General features: G+C 40.4%; 17 protein-coding genes. 7 read left to right on the top strand and 10 right to left on the bottom strand.

Annotation, left to right across the window (positions count from 1 at the left end; translation table 11 throughout):
• Positions 1-128: 128 nt before the first annotated feature.
• The 5 genes from AC52J8_RS16445 to AC52J8_RS16425 form a co-directional block, all read right to left on the bottom strand.
• Entirely contained in the window at positions 129-1442 is a 1314-nt protein-coding gene (locus AC52J8_RS16445) for an FAD-dependent oxidoreductase (RefSeq protein ID WP_086400323.1), read from the bottom strand.
• Between the two features lie 124 nt (positions 1443-1566).
• Positions 1567-3186 (bottom strand): ABC1 kinase family protein, encoded by a 1620-nt coding sequence (locus tag AC52J8_RS16440; protein WP_004794982.1) that lies wholly within the window; start codon positions 3184-3186, stop codon positions 1567-1569.
• Positions 3187-3198: 12 nt separating this feature from the next.
• The gene (locus tag AC52J8_RS16435; protein WP_140157925.1) at positions 3199-3867 is read right to left on the bottom strand and encodes a ubiquinone biosynthesis accessory factor UbiJ; all 669 of its coding nucleotides are present in this window, start codon (positions 3865-3867) and stop codon (positions 3199-3201) included.
• Between the two features lie 11 nt (positions 3868-3878).
• The gene (gene ubiE / locus AC52J8_RS16430) at positions 3879-4826 is read right to left on the bottom strand and encodes a bifunctional demethylmenaquinone methyltransferase/2-methoxy-6-polyprenyl-1,4-benzoquinol methylase UbiE (RefSeq protein WP_086400322.1); all 948 of its coding nucleotides are present in this window, start codon (positions 4824-4826) and stop codon (positions 3879-3881) included.
• Between the two features lie 147 nt (positions 4827-4973).
• Positions 4974-5681 carry a DUF8198 family protein gene (locus AC52J8_RS16425; RefSeq protein WP_005079311.1) on the bottom strand — a complete coding sequence of 236 codons (708 nt, stop codon included), beginning with the start codon at positions 5679-5681 and terminating at the stop codon, positions 4974-4976.
• Positions 5682-5890: 209 nt separating this feature from the next.
• Here AC52J8_RS16425 and pap point away from each other — a divergent pair, with 209 nt between their 5' ends.
• Positions 5891-7309: a polyphosphate:AMP phosphotransferase gene (gene pap / locus AC52J8_RS16420; protein WP_005065911.1), complete on the top strand. Its 1419-nt coding sequence runs from the start codon at positions 5891-5893 to the stop codon at positions 7307-7309.
• 22 nt (positions 7310-7331) lie between these two features.
• Here pap and AC52J8_RS16415 read toward each other — a convergent pair whose 3' ends face one another.
• Positions 7332-7838 carry a hypothetical protein gene (locus tag AC52J8_RS16415; RefSeq protein ID WP_032005104.1) on the bottom strand — a complete coding sequence of 169 codons (507 nt, stop codon included), beginning with the start codon at positions 7836-7838 and terminating at the stop codon, positions 7332-7334.
• A gap of 168 nt (positions 7839-8006) precedes the next feature.
• On the opposite strand from AC52J8_RS16415, the gene AC52J8_RS16410 reads away from it, so the two are divergent.
• The 3 genes from AC52J8_RS16410 (at position 8007) to recD (ending at position 17204) form a co-directional block, all read left to right on the top strand.
• The gene (locus AC52J8_RS16410) at positions 8007-11642 is read left to right on the top strand and encodes an exodeoxyribonuclease V subunit gamma (RefSeq protein ID WP_086400321.1); all 3636 of its coding nucleotides are present in this window, start codon (positions 8007-8009) and stop codon (positions 11640-11642) included.
• 3 nt (positions 11643-11645) lie between these two features.
• Positions 11646-15344 carry a UvrD-helicase domain-containing protein gene (locus tag AC52J8_RS16405; RefSeq protein ID WP_214285094.1) on the top strand — a complete coding sequence of 1233 codons (3699 nt, stop codon included), beginning with the start codon at positions 11646-11648 and terminating at the stop codon, positions 15342-15344.
• Positions 15345-15452: 108 nt separating this feature from the next.
• Positions 15453-17204 (top strand): exodeoxyribonuclease V subunit alpha, encoded by a 1752-nt coding sequence (gene recD, locus AC52J8_RS16400; RefSeq protein WP_086400351.1) that lies wholly within the window; start codon positions 15453-15455, stop codon positions 17202-17204.
• 700 nt (positions 17205-17904) lie between these two features.
• Here recD and AC52J8_RS16395 read toward each other — a convergent pair.
• Positions 17905-19203 carry a serine hydrolase domain-containing protein gene (locus AC52J8_RS16395; RefSeq protein ID WP_086400320.1) on the bottom strand — a complete coding sequence of 433 codons (1299 nt, stop codon included), beginning with the start codon at positions 19201-19203 and terminating at the stop codon, positions 17905-17907.
• A gap of 210 nt (positions 19204-19413) precedes the next feature.
• On the opposite strand from AC52J8_RS16395, the gene rpsO reads away from it, so the two are divergent.
• The 3 genes from rpsO to AC52J8_RS16380 all read left to right on the top strand — a co-directional run bounded on the left by rpsO (position 19414) and on the right by AC52J8_RS16380 (position 23325).
• A complete protein-coding gene (rpsO, locus tag AC52J8_RS16390; protein WP_002114951.1) occupies positions 19414-19683 on the top strand; it encodes a 30S ribosomal protein S15 in 270 nt (89 codons plus the stop codon).
• A 257-nt stretch (positions 19684-19940) separates the two neighbouring features.
• Complete coding sequence (gene pnp / locus AC52J8_RS16385; RefSeq protein WP_171071986.1) at positions 19941-22028, top strand: polyribonucleotide nucleotidyltransferase; 2088 nt, start codon at positions 19941-19943, stop codon at positions 22026-22028.
• 85 nt (positions 22029-22113) lie between these two features.
• Positions 22114-23325, top strand: a complete 1212-nt coding sequence (locus AC52J8_RS16380) for a magnesium transporter CorA family protein (protein ID WP_014208248.1) — start codon at positions 22114-22116, stop codon at positions 23323-23325.
• Between the two features lie 270 nt (positions 23326-23595).
• On the opposite strand, the gene AC52J8_RS16375 is transcribed toward AC52J8_RS16380, so the two are convergent.
• The 3 genes from AC52J8_RS16375 to AC52J8_RS16365 all read right to left on the bottom strand — a co-directional run bounded on the left by AC52J8_RS16375 (position 23596) and on the right by AC52J8_RS16365 (position 25651).
• Positions 23596-23925 carry a chaperone modulator CbpM gene (locus tag AC52J8_RS16375; RefSeq protein WP_016142348.1) on the bottom strand — a complete coding sequence of 110 codons (330 nt, stop codon included), beginning with the start codon at positions 23923-23925 and terminating at the stop codon, positions 23596-23598.
• Between the two features lie 11 nt (positions 23926-23936).
• The gene (locus tag AC52J8_RS16370) at positions 23937-24893 is read right to left on the bottom strand and encodes a DnaJ C-terminal domain-containing protein (protein ID WP_086400319.1); all 957 of its coding nucleotides are present in this window, start codon (positions 24891-24893) and stop codon (positions 23937-23939) included.
• A gap of 146 nt (positions 24894-25039) precedes the next feature.
• Positions 25040-25651 (bottom strand): LysE family translocator, encoded by a 612-nt coding sequence (locus AC52J8_RS16365; RefSeq protein ID WP_086400318.1) that lies wholly within the window; start codon positions 25649-25651, stop codon positions 25040-25042.
• Between the last annotated feature and the right edge of the window lie 33 nt (positions 25652-25684).

Here is a 25684-nt window from a genome sequence, read left to right as displayed (position 1 = left end):
ATAAATTGATTTCAATCTGATGCTAAAAAATAGCTTGTATAGTGTACGGCATCAACGTCGCTTTGCGGAAAAATTCTTTGTCCTTTTTGTCTTTGTCAGCGTAATGAGTAGTTTGAATACGATTACTTTTAAAAGTCCGACAGAGATTCACTTTTTAAATTAAAAACACTGTTTTCTTTAGGTAATTGAGCAACCTGATCATAGTCAAGTTGTTGGAATGGACCAGTCTTTAAGCCTGAAATTGTAATTGCCATTTCTTTTCGAAAATAAGGGATTTGATACATCCACGGAAAAACTAAATCTCTTAAACCTCCAGCCCACCAATGATCAGACTGATAAAGTGGTGTTAATAAGCGACTAAGAAATTGATAAAACTGGGTGGATGAACGGCGAAGCTGGTGGTAGTGCTGCCAGAGCAGGGACCAATCAATATTCTGGTTTTTTTGAGCATGTTGCAATGATTGAGAGAAAGCCCAAGCATCCAATAATGCCATATTTGCACCTTGACCTAACTGTGGACTCATTGCATGAGTGGCATCGCCAATGACCCCAATTCGACCTTGACCAAATTGAGTCATAACGACATCACGGTAGTTTGCAGATAACCATTTGGGCTGAGTTTGACTGTTATACAAAATTTCTTTCAGCCATTCTGCAACTTTGGGCCAACGCTCAGAGACTTGCTTTAACCAAGCTTGTTTAGCCTGCTCATCTTGTAAAAAGCTTTGTAACTGTGGAGTAGGTAAGCTCCAAAAAACACTTGAAAGGCGTTGTTGAGGTTCTGTTGGAATGGCGCCTGTAGGAAGAATTCCCATCATAATTTTCGAGCGATCATAAAATTGATGCAAAATTTCAGAATCGAGAACTTGGCACTCAGGCACGATACTCCACGCCGCACCCCAAGGGTAGGCTTGGTCAATCTTTACCCATGCTTTGGGGCGTAATTGGCTACGAGCACCATTGGCAATGAGTAGGCAATCAAAGCAAGCATCAAACTTTTGACTTTGATGACTTCCGAATAGCCGAACTTCGTCATTATGTTCTTCAAAGTTCTCAACAGAATGGTTCATACGCCAAGTAATCTGGCTCGAATACTCACTAAGTTTTTGGGTGAGCACATGACATAAAGTGGCTCGGTGTATACCTAAACCATAGAGATTTGTAGATGCTTCATGATAGTGGCTGTTGACTAAAAGACGCTTGTTGGGAAGTTGTCCTTCTAAGCCTGTTACTTTTGCACCCAATGGCAGAGCTTTATCGAGCACCCCTAAATGTTCAAATACTGCTAAGCCTGCAGGTTGTAGTAATAAACCAGCGCCTACTGGAGATAACTCATCAACTTGTTCAAAAATAGTAACGTCATTACCTTCACGGGCGAGCAAAATTGCAGTGGCTAAACCTGCGGTACCGGCACCGATAATCGCAAAATGAGGTGTTTTCATTGTTTGTTCTTTTGATGCATTTATAGATTCAATTTAGCAATCAACGAATAGCTGATCTATAATTTTTTTGAAAATTAAAGTTTTCACATAAAAAAATCCCTTGCGCGGGCAAGGGATTTAGAACTTATTTCAATATGCGCCAAAGCGCTAATAAACTGCTTAGCACAATTAAAATAATAGAAACAAACCAAGGACTAATAATCGCGATGGTGAGCAAAATCAGCATGCTACTACCGAACATCCAACTGCGGCGTTGTTGATGTTCCATTTGCAAACGAAGTTGCTGCATTTCGCGTAACTGACGGTCTTGCCAAGCAGACTGATTTTTTAAACCATTTAAACTATCAACAATTAAGCTTGGAAAATCTTGAGCACCTAAAAGCAGGTCAGGTAGTTGCTGACCTAACTCTTTAATATTTTTGACTGGGTTCATGTTGGCTTTGACCCATTCAGTCAAAATTGGTTTTGCCAATTTCCAGATGTCGAGCTGCGGGTATAGATCGGTACCTAGACCTTCGACATGCACTAAAGTCTTTAACAACAACATGAGCTGAGGTGGAATCTCTAAATGGAAGCGACGGGCAATATCCATTACTTGAATCAAGATGCCAGCAAAATCAAGTTGATCCATTGGTTTAGATACCATTGGGCCAACGGTGCGACGCATTTCACGCGATAGCGCATCTTGGTCTGTACCCGGTGGAATCCAACCAGCTTGATGCACAATTTGAATGAGCTGCATAAAGTTGCTGTTCATTACAGCAAGCAACATGCGGGCAATGGTCATCTGGTCATGCTTAGATAACTCACCCATAATTGCACAGTCGAGTGCAATAAAGCGTGGATTGCTTGGGTTAATTGTTTCTACAAAGACATTGCCGGGGTGCATGTCGGCATGGAAAAAGTTATCGCGGAATACTTGCGTAAAGAAAATGGTTAATCCTTTTTCTGCAAGTTGTGCGCGGTCCATGCCTAGACGGTCAAAGGTTGCCGTATCTGAAATAGGAACACCTGTAATGCGCTCTGCTACCATGACATCTTTGGTGTCCATGTAGACTTCAGGCACATACATCATGGTTGAGCCAGTAAAATAATGGCGCATACGACGGGTGTTGTCTGCTTCGATACTCAAGTCCAGCTCATTTAAGATAATCTGGCGGTAGTCTTGAATAATTTCAGAGAGATGTAAGGCACGAGCAGCTTCAAGGCGACTTTCTAGTGTGTTGCCTAACCATGCCAAAATCTCAAAGTCTTGCAAAATTTGGTTGCGAATGTCAGGACGAGTCACTTTAACAACAACTTCTCGACCATCGTGCAAAGCAGCAGTATGAACTTGTGCAATTGAAGCAGCAGCTAATGGCTGGTCATCAAATCGTGCAAACAAGGTATTTACGTCAGCTTTTAATGATTCTTGAATACGTTGTTTGGCAACATTGCTATCAAACGGTTTTACCTGATCTTGAAGTAAGACCAATTGAGCGAGTATTTCAGGTGGAATCAAATCACGTCGAGTTGACAGTAATTGTCCAAGCTTAATTGCAAGCGGCCCCATCTCTTCCAAAGCTTCTTTGAGCTTTAAAGGATTTTTACGTTCGCGACTAGACCATGCAGCTGGGTGCATTTTAATAACACTTAATGCACGTTGAGCTTTAACTGGTAATTCATCCGCAGGGAACAACGTATCGAGTCTATAGTGCGCTGCAATACGCCAAAGTTCGAGTAAACGTGAAACGTGCGGAATCATATACGGTCTTACCTAATCTTGAGAGGGTTGTAGTTGTATGCTGAGTTGCTGCAATCTTGCTTCTAGACGGTCAATGTCTTGATTAAGCTTGCGAGTTGCTTGAGTTAAATCATCCATTTCCCAACGAGGAGCAAATAGACCACTATCTTCTTTTAATGCGTCTTCTGCAAAAAATAGATGACTTTGAAGAGAGCGTTTTAAATGTTTTGGTGCAAGTTGAATCTTGCCAATTTCGTGGGCGAGTTGAGGACCGACCCATCTTGATAAGTGCGAAGCTAAATCTGGTTCAGCTTGCTGCATAATCTTTTGAATATCCTGTAGCAGGTGGTAATCACCTTGCAATGGGATATTGCCAATCTGATCTGGATCGCTGACCAATAATTTAATCAGTTCGACGACATCTTTAACATGCAAAGTTGCTGTTGCTTCAGAAATTTTGAATTGCGCATCAAAAGGGCGTTGTTCAAAAATAGAAGGCTTTTCACTGTGCCCTGTTGCAGTAGGTTCAAGACGTACTTTTTCTTGGTCAAAGAATACATCGACAGAAAGCTGCGGACTATCAATCACAACACGCAACATTTTGCCCTGTAACTGATTAAGCTGAATGCGTGTAACCGCATCCAGATCGATCAGATGATGAATGATACGTTCGACTGCACCGAGTGCCAGAATCGACCACATATCGTTATCCCTTACAGTTTGAAGCCACGGTGAACGGCAACGATACCAGCAGTAAGGTTGTGATAGTCACAGTTCTGGAAGCCAGCATTTTCCATCATACCTTTTAAGGTGCGTTGGTCTGGATGCATACGAATTGATTCAGCCAAATATTTATAACTTTCTGAATCATTCGCAACCAATTTACCCATAATCGGTAAAGCAGTGAATGAATAGAGGTCATAAAGTTTTGAGAATGGCTCAAATACAGGCTTAGAAAACTCAAGAATAAGTAAACGACCACCTGGCTTCAACACACGGAACATAGAAGCAAGTGCTGCATCTTTATCTGTCACGTTACGTAAACCAAAGCTAATGGTGAGTAAGTCAAAGCTGTTATCTGCAAAAGGCTCTAAAGTTTCTGCATTGGCAAGTACGAAGTCAACGTTGGTACAGCCTGCATCAATGAGGCGGTCGCGACCAACATTAAGCATAGATTCGTTAATGTCTGAAAGAACGACATGACCTTGAGGACCAACTTCACGGCTAAATACTTTTGCTAAGTCGCCTGTACCACCAGCAATATCTAACACGTGTTGACCACGGCGTACGCCAGACATGTTAATTGCGAAGCGTTTCCATAGGCGGTGAATACCAAATGACATTAAGTCATTCATCAAGTCATATTTGCTTGCCACCGAGTGGAATACTTCTGCAACTTTTTGAGCTTTATCTTCAGTTCTAACTGTTGAGTAACCGAAGTGTGTGGTTTCACCAACGTTGCCAGTATTACCAGCACCACGAGGTAAATTGTATTTAGGTACAGAACCATTTACAGGTGTGTCTGTTAAGGTTTGCTGTAAAGTTTGTTGTTGCCCTTGAGGAGTACCTTGAGGTAAAGGTGAGCTTAGGAATGGGCTAACTTTGTCTGAACTTTGTGCCTGCTCAGTTGGAGATGTTGGCTTTTGGTTTTCGTTAGACATATTGTCTCTCCTAGACTCAAACTCAAGTGAAACGGAATAAGTTCTGCATGATGACAGATTTTGTCTATTTTTACAGGCATCATCATGCAAATATAATGAATAAAATCTCAACTTCGCGAGGTTGAGTTTTTCTATGTGCCGACCTTATCACACTCTAAACGGATTCGGATGCCCTGAATGTACATTTTCAATAATCTGGCGTTCTTTTTCAGTAAAAGTCTTGATAAAGGTCTCGGCCGATTTTAACGGTTTCATCGCACTAAAACCATCTTGAATGAAATCATACATCAATTCGAAGTGATATTTTTGGGCAATACCTTTACACATTTTAAAAGCAGTAAACATCATAAATGAACGCATGTATTTATCGAGCGCTGCTCCTAAATCGTCAAGAAGAGCAAGTTGCTGGTAACGAGCTTCGGCCTGATCAAGCTTGATTAAGGTTAAACGCATAATTTCATCAGTGAGTACTGTATCTGCCGGATAGTCCTCAAGAAGTTGCATTGCTACTTGCTCATCAAGTTGGGTTGCAAGTACAGCCAAACTTACTGATTTAGTACCTGTTTTAATTGCATTCTCAGGCAAGACTTTTTCTGCTTTATGCGCATATTTCAATAAGCGTTCGATTTGAGCTGCAAGAGCATCAAATTCTGGGCCACCATATAAACGATTTAAAAAGTACTCTGACATGAGCTTGTGCGCTGGCAGATTAAAAAAGTCATGATGCGTATCTTTCATCCGCTCTTTTAACCATGTTTGTACATCTTGCAAACGCTGAGCAAGTACTGGATTATCGTGATAATTAAATGTTTTATATTGTTGTAAAAGATCATCAAAAGCAGCGAGTTTAGACATTTAAGGCTCTAATATTGGGCTATTTGCAAAAAATCATAAAAGGCATTGTAACCTTGTACTATGGCGAGTAGATGTAAAAAAAATGATTCATGCGTCAATTTTTAAACAGAATTTTGTCGCAATGACATAATTTGTATAGCAATTCATCATTTAACCGCATAAGTTAAAGATCATCGAAATTAAACAATAAAAGATTAGAGCCGTGGACTATGAGTGAACAACAACCAAAATTTGAGATTCGTGATGAAGAACAGCTTTCAGTCGATTTGATTGAAGCACAATATGCGTTAAAAGAAAGTCGGGGCAAACCCAACGCTAAAAGCACACTGATATTAATGAGTGGTATTGAACTGGCTGGAAAAGGCGAGGCCGTTAAGCAGCTTCGTGAGTGGCTAGATCCACGATATTTACGAGTCAAAGCAGACGCGCCACGTGTGCTGACAGACACAGAAGCATTTTGGCAATCTTACTCGGAGTTTATTCCGACTGAAGGACAAATTGTGGTGATGTTCGGCAACTGGTATAGCGATTTGCTCGTCACCGCAACGCATGTTTCCGAGCCTTTAGATGATTCGCGTTTTGATGAATACGTTGAAAATATGCGGGCATTTGAGCAAGATTTAAAAAATAACTATGTCGATGTGGTTAAAGTCTGGTTCGATCTATCATGGAAATCGCTGCAAAAACGTTTAGATAAAATAGATCCATCTGAACAACATTGGCATAAGCTCCACGGCCTAGACTGGCGTAATAAAAAACAATATGACACTTTGCAAAAGTTACGCCGTCGTTTTACCGATGATTGGTACATTATTGATGGCGAAGATGAAAAGCAACGTGATCAATTTTTTGCTCAATACCTTTTACAACACATGCGTCAACTTCCAGAGCATGAAACTGAAGTTAAAGGAAAATGGCAGCAAGCTAAAATTCCAGAGAGTTTATTAAAACCTTCTAATGAACCACTTGAAAAAGCTGAATATAAAAAAGAGCTCGATAAACTGAGTAAAAAAATTGCCGATGCCATGCGTTTTGATAAACGCAATGTCGTGATTGCTTTTGAAGGTATGGATGCTGCTGGTAAAGGCGGGGCCATTAAGCGAATTGTTAAAAACTTAGACCCACGTGAATATGATATTCATTGTATTGGTGCACCTGAACGTTTTGAAGCTCGACATCCTTACTTATGGCGTTTTTGGAACCGCATTAATGAAGCTGAAAAAATCACGATTTTTGATCGGACATGGTATGGGCGCGTGCTCGTTGAACGGGTTGAAGGGTTTGCTTCGCCTTTAGAGTGGCAGCGTGCCTATGATGAAATAAATCGCTTTGAAAAAGATTTATTTGATAGTCAAACGATTGTAGTAAAAATTTGGCTAGCGATTAGTAAAGATGAGCAAGAGCAGCGTTTTAAGGCCAGAGAAGAAACACCACATAAACGTTTTAAAATTACCGCAGAAGATTGGCGTAATCGTGATAAGTGGGACGATTATTTAAAAGCAGCAGCCGATATGTTTGAGCGAACCAGTACTGAATATGCACCGTGGTATATCGTCGCAACTGATGATAAATATACGGCACGTCTGGAAGTATTGAAGGCCATTTTAAAACAGCTGAGAGCAGACTAAGCTCTCAGCTACAAGGCAAACATTAATTTACAATGGTGCTACGGCTTTTTTGCTGAATACGTTTTGCAAGGTTATAACTATCATTCAGATGTGTTTCTGCTATTTTTTTCATCATGAAATAGCCTAAACTTGCTGCTACAATTTGTCCGCCTAGCGGTATAAATTTAGTCACCTGTTTCGTTACGATTTTGCCAAAAAAGCCATTAAATGTTTTTTTAACAGTAGTACGTGCCACTACAAAACCAGAAAATTCAAAACCGCGTTTACGTAACTCATCCCAATGAATAGTTTTAGTTTTTGGGTCGTAGACACTCACGTGTTCAGGCGCTAAACCAAAACGGGAATTGATATCTGGAATCAGGTGCGACAAAATTCCCAAATCTACCGCCACGTCAAAAAAAGGAATCGGTACAATTGCCGCTCCGGCTGAGACGTAAGCTCTTTTTTTGATGAGATCATGGCACTCATCGCGAATTTGTTCCAGATTTAGGCTAGGATCAATATAGTCAGGAATCTTGTCAATTTTCATAATGTCTACCTGTATAAGTTCTTGATGGCGTCATTCAAACCAAGTGTAAGTGACACCTTAAGTTAAATTATGCTGTGTTTAAACCAACGTGACATAGTCAGATTCAGTTGTATAGTAATGAATGTTTATGATTTTGTGCATAAATTATGCAAGCAGGAAATGAAATAAATGGGGATCCATGTTATTCAAAGTCAACGTATTGATGTGTTGTTGCAAGGTGTATTGGCGTCTACATCTCAAGCTTCAACGCATCCATTACAGGTTTTGAAAACCCAACATTTTATTGTTCCAAGTCCTGCGGTCGAGCAGTGGCTGATACAAAAACTTGCAGAACAACAAGGCATGAGTGCCAATTACCAGTTTCACCAACGGGTACGAGGTTTCCAATGGTATGCCTATCAGCAAGTTTTAACTGCGCATAAAGAGCAGGTCCGTAAAGCGAACATCCCGCGTTTGATTTTTAAATGGCGGGTGCATCAGGCTTTGCACGAATTTATTCAACCTGACACGATGAGCATAGACACATCGCATCCTTTACATTCTATTGTTCAGCGTATTTATGACAGTGCAGATCGACTCGAACAAGGCATAGATAAACAATTAAAAAAACAAAAAATGCTGTATTGGGTCGCTGAGCAGGTTGCCGATCTATTTAGCAACTATATGATTTATCGTGGACAGTGCCAGCGTGGTTGTGAAAATAGTTGTACCTGTCCGGAAAACTGGTTGTCTGCTTGGGGACAGGGCCGAGCACTCGATATTGAAAAATATATTGTGCAAAAAGATGATGAAGTGACTGCTTTTGCATTACATCAAACTGAGGAGTTAGAACGCTGGCAGCGTTGGTTGTGGCAGCAACATTTTCATGATGACTTTTTGCAAATGCAGCAAATTGACGCGTTGTTTTGGCAAGAGTTAGATCATCCAGACCGTGGTAAGCGTGCTATTTCAAGATTACCTAATCAAGTAGTGATTTTTACATTATTAGATTTGCCGCCAAGCCAGTTACAGTTTTTGCGCCGTTTAGGCCAATATATTGATGTCTTGATTTTGCACTATAACCCTTCACAAGAATATTGGGCCGATAGTGTCGATCCACTGTGGAAGCAGCGTTATGACTTAGGGGTAAAAGAGCGTTTTATTGCGAAAAACCCAAAGGCTACAGATGCTGAAATTAGCGATTTCTTTAATAAATTCACACTCAACTTTAATGCTGAAGCGCGTGAGTCTAGACATCCGCTTTTAACCAGATTGGGTAAACAAGCCCGCGACCACTTTTCACTATTGTCGAATTTATCTACGGGTGAAGAAGGTAAGTGGGTTGATGCTTTTGTGGATGATTTTCCTGAAAGTTTACTCGGTAAAGTTCAGTCAGATATTTTGCATTTGGTAGAACCGCAAGCTAAGCAATATGAACTCGCTCCAGACGATGACTCTATTCAGATTCATGTTTGTCATTCGACTTTACGTCAACTTGAAGTATTAAAAGAGCAATTGATTGGTTGGTTGGCTAAACCGCATGAACAGCCGCGCCGCCCAAACGATATTTTAGTTTTAGTGCCTAATTTGGCTGATATAGAGCCTTTAATTCGAAGTGTATTTCCCGCTACTGCCACTGAGCAAGGTGTACATTTGCCAGTGAAAATTGCAGGTGTTGCATCACTTGATGCACTGAATGCTTGGCGTGCTGTAATTGGGCGTATTCAACTAATGCAGGGTCGTTTTAGTTTTGATGATTTTGCTGATTGGTTAAGCTTGCATGCTACCCAGCAACGTTACGAACTTGAGTATGTTCAGGTCGAGCGGATTTTAAATTTGCTTGCCGATGCGGGTTTTAAACGAGGGCTTGATGCAGAGCATCTCAAGCGCAGTTTGTGTGACGGTGATGATGATTATCGATATAGCTTTAAATTTGCCTTAGAGCGATTGGCTCTTGGTATTGCTGTGCCTGTACATGCGACGTTTAATCAGGTGTTGAGTTACGCCAAAGTTCAACCGAGCGATTTCGAGTTGGTGGGTACACTCATTCAGATTTATCAGGATTTGAACGAGCGCCGTGATTGGCTGACTCTGCATGAACAAGGAAAAGTCTATACGGTTGAATATTGGCTCCAAGTGCTGGGCAAAGATATTGTTGAATTTGAGCAGGTCGGTGTTGCTGCTCTAAAAGCTGTGAGGGAAATTGTTAAAAAACAAGAGCGAATGTTGACGCTCGCAAGCTATTACGCCGAGGCAGACACAGGAACTTTGCGCAAAATCACCTTGCCACTACCTTATATTATTGAAGAAATTCAACGGACATTAGAAAGTCAAAGTGCGCAAGCTGAGCCGACTGGGCAAATTACTTTTGCCCAAATTGGACACATTCGACCGTTACCTTATCGTTTAATGGTCATGCTAAATCTTGATGCAGGGCAATTTCCAAACCGCGATACCCATGTTCCATTTGATTTAATGGATGCACTGCGTCAACAGTTAGGCGATCGCTCTCGACTTGAAGATGATCAAGGGGCGTTTTTAGATGCTTTATTATTAGCCCAAGAAAATTTATGGCTGTTTTATAACGGCTTTGATGTGAACGATGGCGAGGTGCGAGAACCTTCGAGTATTCTTCAAGAGTTCCGTGAACATCTTGCCTTGATCGTGAAAGCTGAAGACGGTGTACCTGAAAGTGTCGTTATTGAAGGGATTGAAATTCCATCACAATTAAAACAACTCTATCACTTACATGATTTACAGCCATTCGACCCGAAAGGTTTTACCCTAGAAAAAAGTGTTATTCGCTATCAAGATCATTGGTTTAAGGTCGCTTCACAAATTCAGCAAGTTTCAGGAAACCGTCAACCTTGGGCGAATACGACCTATCCGCTACAAGCGCCTGACATGTTGGTTTTAGATAGCCAGCAATGGATACAGGATGTGACATTCCCTGCACGGTTATATTTAAAAACTTTAGGGGTAGAAAACTTAGGAAGTGTCGGAGTGCTCGACCAAAATGAACCTTTATTATTAGATGGTTTAGGGCGCTATGCAATCCGACATTTTTTACAACAATCTGAACAGCAAGCACAACCTGAAGTATTAATTGATCAGTTGCCTGTTGGTAAAGTCAAATATAGCGCATGGCAACAAGGTGTGTTTGAGCAAGAATGTTTACTTGAACGCCTTCACCATTATGCACCCGCAGTGACACAAACAACTCAGCGTATTTGGCGAATTGCTAAACAGCTTCATATGAATATTACGGTTCCGAAGTTTGAAACTCGGGACTGGGTGAGTATGGAGCCTTCAAGCGCTCGCGCAAAAAGACGCGCTAAAGTCTGGTTAGAATATCTGCTCTGGTTAGCTTATTTGAATGAGGGTAGCGCCGGAGCTGAAAAGCGCCGTATTGTGGTTTTTAGCGATCAAACTGTGATTTGTAGTGGTGTAAGTTCTGAGCAAGCTCGGCAATATTTACAGCCATGGTTTAAAATCTGGCGTCATGCACAGCAACAACCATTGGTTCTACCAGCAGCCTTATTATTAAAACCATTAGAAAAAGCCAAAGCATATCAGTGGGAAACAACAAATCAGGCAGAAAAAGCAAAACTGGATGAGAAGAGCTACACTGAGCTGTTAAAATACTGGAATGAAACAGGGTCATTTACCACAATGGATATGACTCAAAATGAAGCTTGCAAGTTGCATCGAGACTGGAGCTTTATTTTACAAGAACAAGATGCGCAAGCTTTGCTTCAACATGCTTGTGATGAGTTTGCGTATGATCTGTATCATCCAGTTTTTCAATTTCAACATTCGGAGTAAGACATGAACTCAAGAGTACAGGTGTCTTATCAACCTATTATTGATATTGAATTTAGTGGCTTACACTTAATTGAAGCTTCGGCAGGTACAGGAAAAACCTATACTTTATCGAGCTTAATGGTCCGTATCTTTCTTGAAAAGTACTTGCCTCGACAAGTCATTGCGACCACGTTTACCCGTGCAGCCGCTGCCGAGTTAAAAAGTCGTATTCGCGCCCGTTTGGTCGAAACGCATCGTTACTTAGAGACCAAGCATAGTTTTACAGAACACGAATTAATTACGCAGGCCGAGCAAGAGCCTGACTTATTACTTCAACATATTTTAAAAAGTTTTGCGACGCGTATTGCCTATGCGTGTGAACGTTTAAAATTGGTCATCGATCAGTTAGACGAGTTATTTGTCGGAACACTCGATAGCTTTAGCCAAAAACTATTACGTGAGTTTGCCTTTGAGAGTGGCAAAATTGAATGCGCTCAAATTACCGATGATGCCAAAACTTATAGCCGACAATTGATTCATGATGTTTTACGTGAATGGATACAATCTCAACCTCAAACCGTGATTGATGCGTTGTATCTGGCAGGTGAGCTTAAGAGTGTTGATAGTTTTGTTAAACTGGTCGAAGACTCACTGAATTTTAGTTCGGCTCATTTTAAGCTTCCCGAAAAACCTACAATTCAGTTTGAGCAACTTGCACAACTCAAACAGTTGGCAACAGAAATTGACTTAAGCCTTTTAGAGCCGTATTACTTGCTTGATGGCGAGCACTATAAACATATAAGCGGCACAATATTTCGGAATGGGGCGTTTAACAAATTATTTAACGAGTGTTTACCGCAGCTTTTGCAAGTTCTAACGCAAAGCGACAGCATTTTGGTTTTTGATGGGTCTTTGACTGCACAACGTGAGCTTGTTTTTAAGTTTTTAGGTCAACTTGCCGATCAGAAAGTTTTCAAGAAATGTCCTGCTGAAATTTCAGATGGATTCTATCAACATCCTTGTATCCAACAGATTCAACAGCTATTTGGTGTGCTGAAAAACTACGCCGAGCAGTTCGACCAGCTTCATATTTTTTTAAAAGCCTATTTATGTGTAGAGGTGAAAAAACGTTTACCTCAGGTTTTGCAAAATAAAGGTGAAACTACTTTTTCTCAACAAATCCGGACACTTTCTGAAGCTTTAAAAGGTGAGCAGGGGCAGCGTTTTGCTGTATTTGTTCAGGCACGTTATCCCTTAATTTTGGTCGATGAATTTCAAGACACTAACCAAGATCAAGATGATATGCTGGCGAGCATTTGGCGCCATCCAGAGCGTTACCAAAAAGGTTGCATGATTATGGTCGGTGATCGTAAACAGGCGATTTACGGTTTCCGTGGTGGGGATATGCTCACCTTCTTAAATGCATATAAAGATATTCAAGCCAAACATGGCCGCGAATATAAGTTAATTCATAACCATCGTTCTGTTGCTGATCTGGTTGAAGTGGTCGACGCCTTATTTCAAAGGCAAATCGACTTTGGTGAAGAAGTTCAATATGACCCAATTCGAGCGGGCACTCGACCTCATCCTGTACTGATTGAGGAGAACAATCATAATCCTCACCCTTTGCGCTGGTTAATGCTCAAAGATAAAGAAACAGAGGCTCAGCAAGTTGCATGGAAGATTCGAGATCTACTTAACCAGTCACATGCTGGACAACTATATTTTCAAAAAGATGCTCAGACTCAAGTCTTAAACGAAGATGATATTGCGGTATTGTCTCGTAATCATGATGGGCTGGATAAAGTTCAATTTGAGCTAGAACGTTTAGGAATTCGGGTTAATAGGCCATCAAAACGAAGTGTTTTCGATTGTACGATTGCTCAAGACGTGGGGGCTTTGCTGACCGCCATACTTCATCCTTACGATGAGGCAAAAGTAAAGCGAGCTTTGATTAGCCGTCTATTTGCCATGGATTTAAAACAACTCTTGCAACTTGAGCAGACAGCCGAAGGGTTAAGCCAGTTTATGACTGGTTTTGACACGATTAGAGAGTTGTGGTCCGCTCAAGGCTTTTTAGTGGCATGGCAACAATGCCTCATCCAGTTTGATATATGGCAAAATTTGGTTGCAGCTCAAAGTAAAGATAATGAACGGGTTGTGGTGAACTTGCGTCATTTAACTGAAATTCTGAGTCAGCACAGTGAGAAATACTCAGGTGCTCAGAACCTTTATCACTGGTATCTCAAACAGTTGCGTTCTCCTCTTGATCGTGATTGGGAGTTAGAACGTAAATTATCGAGTGAAGCTGGTGTTCAGCTCATGACCATTCACCAGTCAAAAGGGCTGGAATTTAAGATTGTATTTTTACTAGGTGCAGACAAGCCTTTTCGAGAAAATAATAAAACACTCAATTTTTCGACCCAAGATGTAGTCCAACCAGACTCAAATCAGACCTTGACTCAACGTGTCGTTGCGATTGCTGACAAGACTTATTTGAATGAAATAGAACTTAAGAAGCACGAAGAACGAGCGCTCGCTGAACAGAATCGTCTTTGGTATGTCGCTTTAACGCGAGCAAGCCACCGCGTCTATGCTGTTCTACAAGATCTTGATGGCAAGTCAGTATCAGGTCTCGCTTTTTGGAAAAATAGAGCTGAACCTTTTCAACACCGTTGCTGTACGGATGAAGTGGTTTTAGAACAGATTCCACAGGCAATTCATTTAGCCAAGCAAACCAGTATTATTGAAATACAAGCACAACGATTCCCTGAACAACGTTTTTATTCGAGAGGGAAAACCAGTTTCAGTTACTTGGCACAACATTTAAAACATAAGGCTGGCACGGATTTATTGGCCAGCCAGAGCAATGATGCTGTATTAGCAGAAGATGAGTTAGACTTAATTAACACTGCTGAAGCAATCAGTGCTCAGCCGATTGACTGGATAAAGAATAACTTTCCTAGAGGAACGCTTGCCGGTAATTTCTTGCATGAAATATTTGAACATATTGATTTTCAATGTTCAGATGACTGGGTCATAGAAATACGTCGTCGTTTTAAAAATGACTATAGTAGTCTTTGGCAAGATTTACTTAATAAATATAACGAGAGTTTCCCAGAGCAAGAAGATACCGAAAATTTGCTTTACCAGTCAGTTGCAGAGTGGTTAAAAGATATTTTGCGAACACCGCTTTCTCAAGGCTTTCGATTAAACCAGCTCCAACAAGATCAGTATTTGTCAGAGTTTCCTTTTTATTTGGCACTCTCAGATCGGGTTTTAGCAATGACACGTATTCAGCAGCTCTTCGCTGAGTATGGATTGAATATGCCGGAGTTACTTGAGGCTCGTTCAGCGCGTTACCTTAATGGTTCTATCGATTTGGTTTATTTTGATGGTCAGCGTTACCACATTGCCGATTATAAAAGTAATTACTTAGGGGATGATCTTGCAGACTATCGTAGCGATAGCATTGCTCAGAGCATGTCTTTGGCAAGTTACTGGCTACAAGCAGGTTTATATCTCGTTGCATTGCATCGCTATTTGCAAGTCAAAATGCAGGATTACCAAATTGAGCAACATTTGGGTGGGGCAACTTATCTTTATTTACGTGGCATGAATGGTGAAGCAGAGCAGGGCTATTATTACTGGCAACCTAGCGTTGAGTTTATTCTTCGTCTTGATGCCATTTTGGGGTATTTTGCTGAGGATAAATTAGCATGAAAAATGCTGATAAAATGCGTAATTTGAAGATTAACAAATACTTGACATGTGGATAAGCCTGTCTATAACCATGTGGACAAGCGTGTGGAAAACTAGGTGGATAAGTGTGTGGACAATCTAAACAGCCCTGAACAAGCCGATTTAAGCTGGTTAACAACGTGGAGTAACTTCTTAAATCAGGCTCCATTTACTGAACAATCGCAAGTGTCAGAAGCCACTTCTTACTTGCAGCAGCTTATTGAAGCGAGCTTACAAGGCGATAGTTGTATTGATATCAGTTCAGAGCAAATTGCAGCACTTGGTCAGCTTGCTATATCTGCCGATCAAGCAACCTCAAAAGTTGCGCCGTGCGTCTACGATGAGCAGGGGTTGGCATTATACCGATATTGGCACCTAGAGCAACGACTTGCAGAACAAATTTGTCGATTAAAGCAACAATTAATTCAACCTGTCTCTTGTGATGACTATTTAGACCTGCTTACCGATCCTCATCAACAGGCAGCTTTACAAATGGTTGCTCGGCAGAGCCTGAGTATTATTACGGGTGGGCCGGGTACAGGTAAGACTTATACGCTGGCACGTATTATTGCTGTGCTGAGTCAAGCAATTCCGCATATTCGTGTGGCGATGGCTGCTCCAACTGGTAAGGCAGCACAGCGAATGCAAGAGGCTTTACAGAACTCATTTAACGATCCTAAATTGCTTGAGTCCGGATTAGTTAGCGAAGAGCTCAGAAATCAGGGAACACAAACGATTCACCGTTTGTTGGGGATGGGACATAGCCAGACACCACGGTTTAATCAAAAACAGCCTTTGCCTTATGACGTGATTGTCGTCGATGAAGCTTCCATGCTGGATTTAAATCTGGCTACTCTTTTATTTGAAGCTGTGCCTGAGTCTTGTCGAATTATTTTATTAGGAGATGCAAATCAGCTTGCTTCTGTCGATGTCGGCGCGGTTCTTGCAGATTTGCAGCAAATACAGGCGTTGGCTGATAACCGAGTACAATTACAAACCAGTCGTCGTTTTGCTGAAGGTGCATTGATTGGGCAGGTGGCACGTTTTATTCAAATGCAAACCAGTCAGATTAATCATGAGCAGGTTTTGCAACAGTTTGAAATCGACATTGTTCAGGTTTCAGAATTACGTTCAATTCCTTTAGAAGTTGATATGCCCGATGTGGTTCAGCTTGAGTATTTGCCAGAAGGGAATCACGCAGAAGTCGAAATTTACTATCAGAAGCTCATGCTCGGTTTCCAAGGGTATGTAAAAAGCCTAAAAAATTATTTAAAAGAAGAACGCTCGATTGAACAGATCCAAAATGTAGTAAAAGCATTTGATGACTACCGGATTTTAACCGCAGTTCGTCATGGTCCGTTTGGATTGCAGCAGTTAAATCAATATGCGCAGCGTTGGATACAGCAACAACTTTCAATAGTGACTCTTGGTGGATGGTACGTGGGTCGTCCTGTAATGATGACTTATAACGATTATCAGCTCGGTATTTCAAATGGTGATATTGGTTTGTGTTTTGAGCACAGAACTCAGCCACAGCAGTTTGAAGTATATTTTCCAAGTTTGAACAAATGGGTTGCTGCAAATCGATTACCAAAAAGTATTCAAAGTGCATTTGCCTTAACAATTCATAAATCGCAAGGGTCTGAATTTACCCATACTGCTGTCGTTTTAGATCAGGCTGCCAAGAACTTATTAAGCCAAGAACTTATTTACACTGCGATTACACGAGCTAAGAAAGTAGTCAGTCTTTTAGTGCATCAAGAGGCTTTATTACAAGCATTTACAGTTCGTACTACACGAAAAAGCGGTTTAGTTCAAAAAGTTAATCGGTTAGTTCGTTAAGACAAACTTAATATTTTTACCCTTGTAAGAAAAAGCTTACATAGATTCGAGATATTTGCTGCTAGAGTACACCCCGTGTTTTTGAGATTATAAACGCACAACGAGCTTGGCACGGAATGTCGGGCAAAATCGCACAATAATAACAACTTAAGTCGAGAGACTGCGAACTTACAATGAAGTAGGTGTATAAAGAGGAAACTTACAGCCGCTAAGCCTTGTAGTTTTGGGAGAGACTACAGGGCTTTTTTATATTCTACTTTTCCTATGTTTCAAAAAGCATTACAACATTTCGTTTTTAGCACTATCTTCACTTTGTTTTTGTCTAAAGATTTAAATCAATAATATCAATATATTTATCTATAATATGATTTCAAAACAGGCATTTTTCCTGTGAATTGTTAAGTTATATGTTATACAGAACTGTACGTTAAAGGTTAAAAATGACTATTTACCAAATATTATACAGACCTGTACGTTTTCACTTACATGATGATAAGAAAAATACTACTTTTCTTCATAATTGGATATGTCACAATACATCACATAAGGAAATAGAAACAAAAACATCGGAAGTGAGTTAAAACAACAAGAAGGATGTGACTAGCATCTCACCAACGACAATAAAAACAGTAATAACACGATAAACAAAAACTACAGCGCAAAAAACCCAAGCAGAAATGCTTGGGTTTTTTATTTGTTTCTACACTAAGTCAGTTTCATGAGAATCACTACCAAATAACGAACGGCGTTGATCTCTCGGTATACGTGGACATTGGGTTGAGATTTGATAGAGCACTTTAGCTAAAGCAGGTAGATGAGTACCCACTACAGATTTACCAGTTGTTAATAAGGAAACACTGATATCTCTTTCAGGGTCGGCCCAACATAAAATGTTAGAGAATCCTAAATGACCAAATGCTTGTCCTGTCATTGGGCCAAAAAGACCTACAGGATTGCTACCTAACATTGGCCCCAGAGCATAGCGCATTGGAATTAACAAAGTACGGTCAATGTTAACGCCTGTGGTTGGCAGTGTTGCTCTGAAAATTGTTTTCTCACTAAAGATTTGCTGACCGCCGTAGCTTCCTCCACTTAAAAGCATTTCAAAGAAGCGGCCGGCTTGTTCTGCACTGGTATAGATGTTTCCAGCTGGGCAAATGGTGTCCATAAAACGACTATCGTTAGTCACATCAACTGCAAGTTGTAAACCGCCACCTAACACATGATTCAGGTAGTGATCGGTACCAAGGCGAGGGTGCAGACCTGTTGCACAGTTTAAGGCGACTTCTGAACGGTATTCTGGTTTTAAGCCATAATTGAAATAAGGCATCCCCATTGGTTTTTCGATAGTTTGATGTACAAATTCACGTAAATCCTGCCCAGTCACCCGTTCAATGACTTCTCCTAAAATATAACCTGCCGTAACAGCATGATAGGCAAGGTGATTGCCAGCAGGAGACACAGGTCGGGCAGTATATAAACGTTTTAAAATTTCGTCTTTATCAAATAATAAATCTGGTGTGACATCGCCATCAATATAAGGAATGCCACCACGATGTGCTAATAAATGAAAGATCGTTGCACGACGCTTACCGTTGACTCCATATTCAGGAACATAATAGCTCACAGGATCAAGCAAATTGATTTCGCCTTTTTCATCTAATAGATGAATCAACATGGCTGTGATCATCTTTGATGCTGAAAATAGGCAAACAGGTGTATCAGGTGTTGCAATCAGGGCATTTTCTTGAAGTCCTGCCGGAGAGTTTCCTTGGGCATATCCAATGCTTCTATTTAGCAAAATTTTACCTTGTCTGCGTAAACAAAAGGTAATGAGTGGATAGTTTCCGGTTTTATATAGTCCTTCTATACTTTTCCAGATTTTTTGAATCTGGTGATCACTCATTCCACCCTGTTCAGCAGCAACTTCATCTTTTTGTCGAATGACTTGCTCAATATTGTCCGGTACTGGACAAGTGTTGGTTGAAAAAATTTTCACACGTCCCTCGCGCTTCTTTCTTTTTATTCGAGGCTAGTGTGCAGGGTTAAGGTCCTCATGTCAGTGTCTAAAATGACAAGTTACTGAAAACTATTTTGCAATCCACCTATAGATACCTTAAAATAGGCGACTTGCTGTAGTGATGCACGGCAGTCAGTTGCCTCAACTGATTCATATCGTTTACTTTTTTAAGCATCTCGGAGAAATCGAATGGCTTTAACTAATGCAGACCGCGCAGAGATCATTGCTAAATTTGCTCGCGCTGAAAATGACACTGGTTCACCAGAAGTACAAGTAGCTTTATTGACTGCTCAAATCAATGATTTACAAGGTCACTTCAAAGCTCACAAACACGACCACCACAGCCGTCGTGGTTTGATCCGTATGGTTAACCAACGTCGTAAATTGCTCGACTACTTAAATGGTAAAGACCACGGTCGTTACACTGCTTTGATCGGTGCTTTAGGTTTACGTCGTTAATTCGATTTTTACTTTGTTTTCGCTATTTCGCATGTCGCAATGCTTTATCGCTGAAAAGAGAGTTTCACTTAATGTTAGGTTAAGTGATTTTTAGAAGGGGCGCTTGTGCGCTCCTTCTTTGCGTTTAACTTATTTTAAATAATTGATCTAGTGTGATGGCTTCTAAGCTTTGTCATTTATCTACCAATCGGTGTAGTCTGAATGCCAAACCTTAGGGGTCTCACTAGAATAAAATTAGGAAAATACAATACATGTCAATGTTTAATATCGTTCGTAAAGAATTCCAATTCGGTCAACATCAAGTCGTTTTAGAAACGGGTCGCGTTGCACGTCAAGCAAACACAGTTTTAATCACTATGGGTGGCGTAACTGTTTTAGTTGCAGTTGTTGCTCAACCTAAAGCAAAAGCGGGTCAAGACTTCTTCCCGTTAACAGTGAACTATCAAGAAAAACAATATGCAGCTGGTCGTATCCCTGGTGGTTACGGTAAGCGTGAAGGTCGTGCTTCTGAAGCTGAAACTTTAATTTCACGTCTTATTGACCGTCCAATTCGTCCGTTGTTCCCAGAAGGTTACTTCAACGAAATTCAAGTAACAGCAACAGTTGTTTCTTCTGACAAAACTATGGATGCTGATATTGCAGCAATGCTTGGTACATCAGCAGCATTGTCTATTGCTGGTACGCCTTTCCGTGGCCCAATCGGTGCAGCACGTGTTGGTTTAATCAACGGTGAATATGTTCTTAACCCGAATTTTGAACAGTTGAAAGAAAGTGACCTTGACCTTGTGGTTGCAGGTACAGAATCTGCTGTATTGATGGTTGAATCTGAAGCGAAAGAACTTTCAGAAGACCAAATGCTTGGTGCTGTGCTTTTCGGTCATGACGAAATGCAAATTGCAATTCAAGCAATTAAAGAATTTGCGGCTGCTGCTGGCGCTGTTGAATCAACTTGGGTTGCTCCAGCTAAAAACGAAACTCTTCTTGAGCAATTAAAAGCAGCTTTCGAAGCGAAAATCTCAGAAGCATATACAATTGCAGTTAAACAAGACCGTTATGCAGCACTTGATGCACTTTATGCAGAAGCCTTAGCTCAGTTTGTTCCAGAAAATGACGAAACTGGTATTGCTGATGAAGTAAACGAATTATTCGAAGACCTTAAATACCGTACAGTACGTGACAACATCTTGTCAGGTAAGCCACGTATTGATGGTCGTGATACTAAAACTGTTCGTGCTATCGACGTTCAAGTTGGCGTATTAGATCGTGCACACGGTTCTGCATTATTTACACGTGGTGAAACTCAAGCGTTGGTAACAACAACTTTGGGTAATACTCGTGATGCGTTAATGGTTGATACCCTTGCTGGTACTAAAACTGACAACTTCATGTTGCACTACAACTTCCCTGCATACTCTGTAGGTGAAACAGGCCGTGAATCTGGTCCTAAGCGTCGTGAAATTGGTCACGGTCGTTTAGCACGTCGTGGTGTTCAAGCAGTTCTTCCTGCTGCTGACCGCTTCCCGTATGTAATTCGTATTGTATCTGACATTACTGAATCTAACGGTTCATCTTCAATGGCTTCTGTATGTGGTGCTTCATTATCACTTATGGATGCAGGTGTTCCGCTTAAAGCACCAGTTGCGGGTATCGCAATGGGCTTAGTGAAAGAAGGCGAGCGTTTCGCAGTACTTTCTGACATCTTGGGTGATGAAGATCACTTAGGTGATATGGACTTTAAAGTAGCAGGTTCTGCAAACGGTATTACTGCGCTTCAAATGGACATCAAGATTGAAGGTATTACCGAAGAAATCATGGAAGTTGCATTAAACCAAGCATTTGCTGGTCGTATGCACATCCTAAACGAAATGAATAAAGTCATTTCACGTGCTCGTGCTGAAATCAGTGCTCATGCACCGACGTTTGAAGTGATTAACATTAACCCAGACAAGATCCGTGATGTTATTGGTAAAGGCGGCGCAACTATCCGTCAAATTACTGAAGAAACTAAAGCTGCAATTGATATCGAAGACAATGGTACAGTTCGCGTATTTGGTGAAACTAAAGCTGCTGCTAAAGCTGCAATTGCTAAGATTCAAGCAATTACTGCTGAAGTTGAACCAGGTAAGATCTATGATGGTAAAGTAATTCGTATCGTAGAATTCGGTGCGTTTGTAAATATCATGCCGGGTACTGATGGTCTTCTTCACATTTCGCAAATTTCAAATGAACGTATTGCGAACGTAACTGATGTTCTTAAAGAAGGTCAGGAAGTGAAAGTACAAGTTGCTGATGTTGATAATCGTGGTCGTATCAAATTGACTATGAAAGACATTGAACAAGCATAATTGTTCTAGTGACATGAAAAAGTCCGCTTGATGCGGACTTTTTTTATGGCATGATGCAAGTAATACAAAAACAGATCATTGTGGTATGCAGGTTTATTACTTTTATCGCCATCAAGCTGACGGTTATGTCTTTTTAAGCCGTGAACAGCATAATGAACACATTCTGGAGTTTTTCTGGATTGATAGTGTCAGAGCTGATGTGGTGAACCATAACGAAGAATGGCAACAAAAGATTCAGCAGCTTTCAGGCGTGGTTATTAATGAATTTCATATGCGAGATATTGCGAATATTGAGCATCCTTGTGCATTTGATACGCTTGAAGAATATGACCTGCTTATTTTTAGAAAGCTCGTTACACCTGATGATGAAATTAAAAATGGGGAATCCCATGAGAGTGTATTTGGCCTAGCAACCACGCCGATTAGCTTTATTTTTACTCCTAAAGTTCTGATTAGCGTTCGTGAGCAGGGCAATAAGTCGATTGAAAACTATATTCAACGTCTCGAAAATATTTTATGTAAAACTTTGGAAGAACAAAACAAAACCCGTAAGCTGCCTAATTCACCTGTAGATTTATGTTTACGACTGCTCAATAGTATGGTGGATGGCTACCTTGATATCCGTTCACCTTTGACTAGAAGGGTCGAGCATTGGCAACAGCAATTGCTGCAAGGTAATCGCCGTTTTAAACAATGGCATCAGCTGTTTCATGAAAACATGGCCTTTCAGCAGGTTGAAAATTTATGTGAAGAGCAAATCGAAACCTTACAAGAGTTTCGAGATGAAATTGTAGAAAACTATCATCATGTTATTGGTGAGAAGACGCATAGTTCCCAAGACCTTTTATTAGTGCGTCTAAATGATTTAATGAGTCATGTCGAACGTATTCAAAAACATACTTTACGTTTACGTAGTGCCATTCAGTCGGCGATTGATTTGCATTTCTCGGCAATTGCAAACCAGACCAATGAGAATATGCGTATTCTTGCCATTATTACTGCTGTATTTGCACCACTTACTCTTTTAACGGGTATTTATGGAATGAACTTTGAATTCATTCCAGGGCTTAAGTCACCAGTAGGTTTCTGGATTATGCTGGGTGTCATGCTGCTCAGTACTGTTTTATTGCTGTACTATTTTTATCGACAACATTTGGTCGGCCGCGGTGAAAAAAGTGTGATTGATTTATTGGCTCAACAACATCGTCAAGATCGGATGAATTTGTTTTGGTTTTTGGAATATGAACCGATTAAACAGACTTTGAAGGAAGTGGAAAAGATTACTCGGTTGAAATAATTCTTCAATTTTTATTGATTTTTTCCAAATTTGCTTGAGCTAAGCGTCATCCACAACCTGAGCGAGAAAAAGCAAACATCGTTTGCTTCGAGCGCAAGACAAACGAAGTGCGTAGCTTGTGTTCAAATATAAATTTGATCTTAGTACGCACTTCAATATCTCTGGTTTTGGCCTTGCGTAGCTTCGCTACTCATGCCAAAACAAAAGTAACGTAATTAGCTGATGAAATAGATAGGGAGTGCCAGTAGGACTCCGTCGTGACTATCTAATCTAATGAAAATGCTTCAACTGTTTTCTAAGTTGTTGCACTTCATCAATCAAATCTAACATTACCGCAACTGCTGCTAAACTTGCGTCAAAGTCACGTTGTAAACGATAAGCTTTACGTGCACGTGCGACATCTTCGCCCATAAACTGGTGTGCTTCAGGTTTATTTTCGACTGATAAAATGTCATATTCAATGAGCTGAAGAATCCAGTCAGGACTTTGGCCACAAGCTTGGGCAAATTGTTGTAAATCAAATGTCGATTGTTCATCAACGACCTCTGCACTAAAGGTATGGCCGTCATATACAATTTCTCGATAGTGAATGGTTGTCATGATCTTGCTCCCTAATGAGATGAACGAGGTTCGAATGAAGCAAATGCTTCTGCCAGTTGCTGATACGCTTCTTTTTCTTTTTCAGAATTTGCAGGGGGGGATACAATATTTAAAATTAAATAGAGATGGCCTGACGTTTTATTTGGTATCCCTTTGTCTTTTAAACGTAGCTGTTGTCCTTGTTTTGCATTTTTAGGTAAATTGACATGTAAAGATCCTGCTGGTGTTTTCACTTCAATACCTTGACCTAATGCCGCTTCCCATGGGGTTACATCTACAGTCAGATATACGTCACTGCCTTCGACATGAACACGGTCTGTATCTTTATACTGGATTTCAATATAAAGATCGCCGTTAGCACCACCATTAATCCCACTTTGGCCTTGCCCACTTAAGCGGATTTGCTGACCTTCTTTCATGCCTTTTGGTATTTTTACCTGTAAGGTTTTGCGTTGAACTTCAGGCTCACCATAAGCATTCATGGTTGGAATTTGCAGAGTAATTTGCTGGGTTGAACCATGATAGGCAATATCAAGATCAACCTCTATGCTGGCATGTTGATCTTCACCGCGATAACTACGTTGTTGTCTTTGATATTGTTGTTGCCCACCGCCAAAGCCTGCACCAAAGCGACCAAATAAATCTTCAAAACCACTAAAGTCTGCTTGTTCACCACCTGTAAAACCTTGGCGATAAAACTGTGCTCCATCAAAACCACCTTGTGCAGCACCCTGACCAAAGTTATTAAAACCTTGAGGATGATCTAACATTTGGTCATATTCGGCTTTTTTTTCTGCATTGCTTAATGTGTCGTAGGCAACATTAATGGCCTGCATTTTTTCTTCTGCATCTTTTTCTTTGCTGATGTCGGGATGATATTTACGGGCTAATTTTCGATAAGCTTTTTTAATTTCATCAGCAGAGGCTTTGCGTGTAACCCCTAATTCTTCATAATAATTTTTTGCCATAATGTTTTATCACGATGGTGTTGTTTATTTCATTATGAAACGATTTTTAGAGTTTTCAATAAGCTAGATTGTATAAGAGTTGTTTTATTACGAAATCCAGCGGAACGTAAGGAGGTATAGCAAAATTAGACTATACCTCTAATAAGTTAGATAAAACTTTGATACAAGCCGTAAAGAGCAATCAGTAAAAGTAATAAACCGCAGAGGCCTAATATTTTTGGATATAAATGACTGTTAGAAAGGCGGCGGAAAAAGATATAAACCAAAGATAGGGTGAGGAAGTCTAAAACAATCCATGTCAGCGTAAGTAGGGTTAAACTTAAATTTAACTGAGGGGTAATAGAGACAAATTGCGGAAAGAAAGCCGAGAAAAAGATAATATCTTTTGGGTTTGAAATACCGACAAGAAAACCTTTTTTAAAGCCACCATTTTGTGCTGAAATTGTTTGTATCGCTTCTGGGTGAGGTGCCTGAATCACTTCTTTAAGAATACTCAACCCCAGATAGCCAATATATAGGCAGCCTAAAATACGAATGATATTGAGGTAACTATCATTAACACTCAGTACTCCTTTTAAAACCAGTACTGAAATAAAAATTAAAACAAGGGATGCTAGGTTTGTACCAAAAATGGTTTCCAGTGCTTTTTTATAGCCCCCTTTAAGTCCAGCGCTTGCAACTAAAATCATGACAGGGCCAGGGGTCGCAATCATGATAACTACGCTAAAAATAAAGAGAAAATAATCAAAATAATTCATGGTATTTAGGCATCTTATTTATTAGGCTATAAA

This window comes from Acinetobacter sp. S-1, assembly GCF_059579785.1.
The sequence above is the reverse complement of the archived record's forward strand: the minus strand, read 5'-3'. Positions and strand labels throughout refer to the sequence as shown.

Bases quoted from the DNA above. Each gene is read 5' to 3' on its own strand.
- AC52J8_RS16445 (WP_086400323.1), bottom strand. From the start codon at position 1,442: ATGAAAACACCTCATTTTGCGATTATCGGTGCCGGTACCGCAGGTTTA.
- AC52J8_RS16440 (WP_004794982.1), bottom strand. From the start codon at position 3,186: ATGATTCCGCACGTTTCACGTTTACTCGAACTTTGGCGTATTGCAGCG.
- AC52J8_RS16435 (WP_140157925.1), bottom strand. From the start codon at position 3,867: ATGTGGTCGATTCTGGCACTCGGTGCAGTCGAACGTATCATTCATCAT.
- ubiE (WP_086400322.1), bottom strand. From the start codon at position 4,826: ATGTCTAACGAAAACCAAAAGCCAACATCTCCAACTGAGCAGGCACAA.
- AC52J8_RS16425 (WP_005079311.1), bottom strand. From the start codon at position 5,681: ATGTCTAAACTCGCTGCTTTTGATGATCTTTTACAACAATATAAAACA.
- pap (WP_005065911.1), top strand. From the start codon at position 5,891: ATGAGTGAACAACAACCAAAATTTGAGATTCGTGATGAAGAACAGCTT.
- AC52J8_RS16415 (WP_032005104.1), bottom strand. From the start codon at position 7,838: ATGAAAATTGACAAGATTCCTGACTATATTGATCCTAGCCTAAATCTG.
- AC52J8_RS16410 (WP_086400321.1), top strand. From the start codon at position 8,007: ATGGGGATCCATGTTATTCAAAGTCAACGTATTGATGTGTTGTTGCAA.
- AC52J8_RS16405 (WP_214285094.1), top strand. From the start codon at position 11,646: ATGAACTCAAGAGTACAGGTGTCTTATCAACCTATTATTGATATTGAA.
- rpsO (WP_002114951.1), top strand. From the start codon at position 19,414: ATGGCTTTAACTAATGCAGACCGCGCAGAGATCATTGCTAAATTTGCT.
- pnp (WP_171071986.1), top strand. From the start codon at position 19,941: ATGTTTAATATCGTTCGTAAAGAATTCCAATTCGGTCAACATCAAGTC.
- AC52J8_RS16380 (WP_014208248.1), top strand. From the start codon at position 22,114: ATGCAGGTTTATTACTTTTATCGCCATCAAGCTGACGGTTATGTCTTT.
- AC52J8_RS16375 (WP_016142348.1), bottom strand. From the start codon at position 23,925: ATGACAACCATTCACTATCGAGAAATTGTATATGACGGCCATACCTTT.
- AC52J8_RS16370 (WP_086400319.1), bottom strand. From the start codon at position 24,893: ATGGCAAAAAATTATTATGAAGAATTAGGGGTTACACGCAAAGCCTCT.
- AC52J8_RS16365 (WP_086400318.1), bottom strand. From the start codon at position 25,651: ATGAATTATTTTGATTATTTTCTCTTTATTTTTAGCGTAGTTATCATG.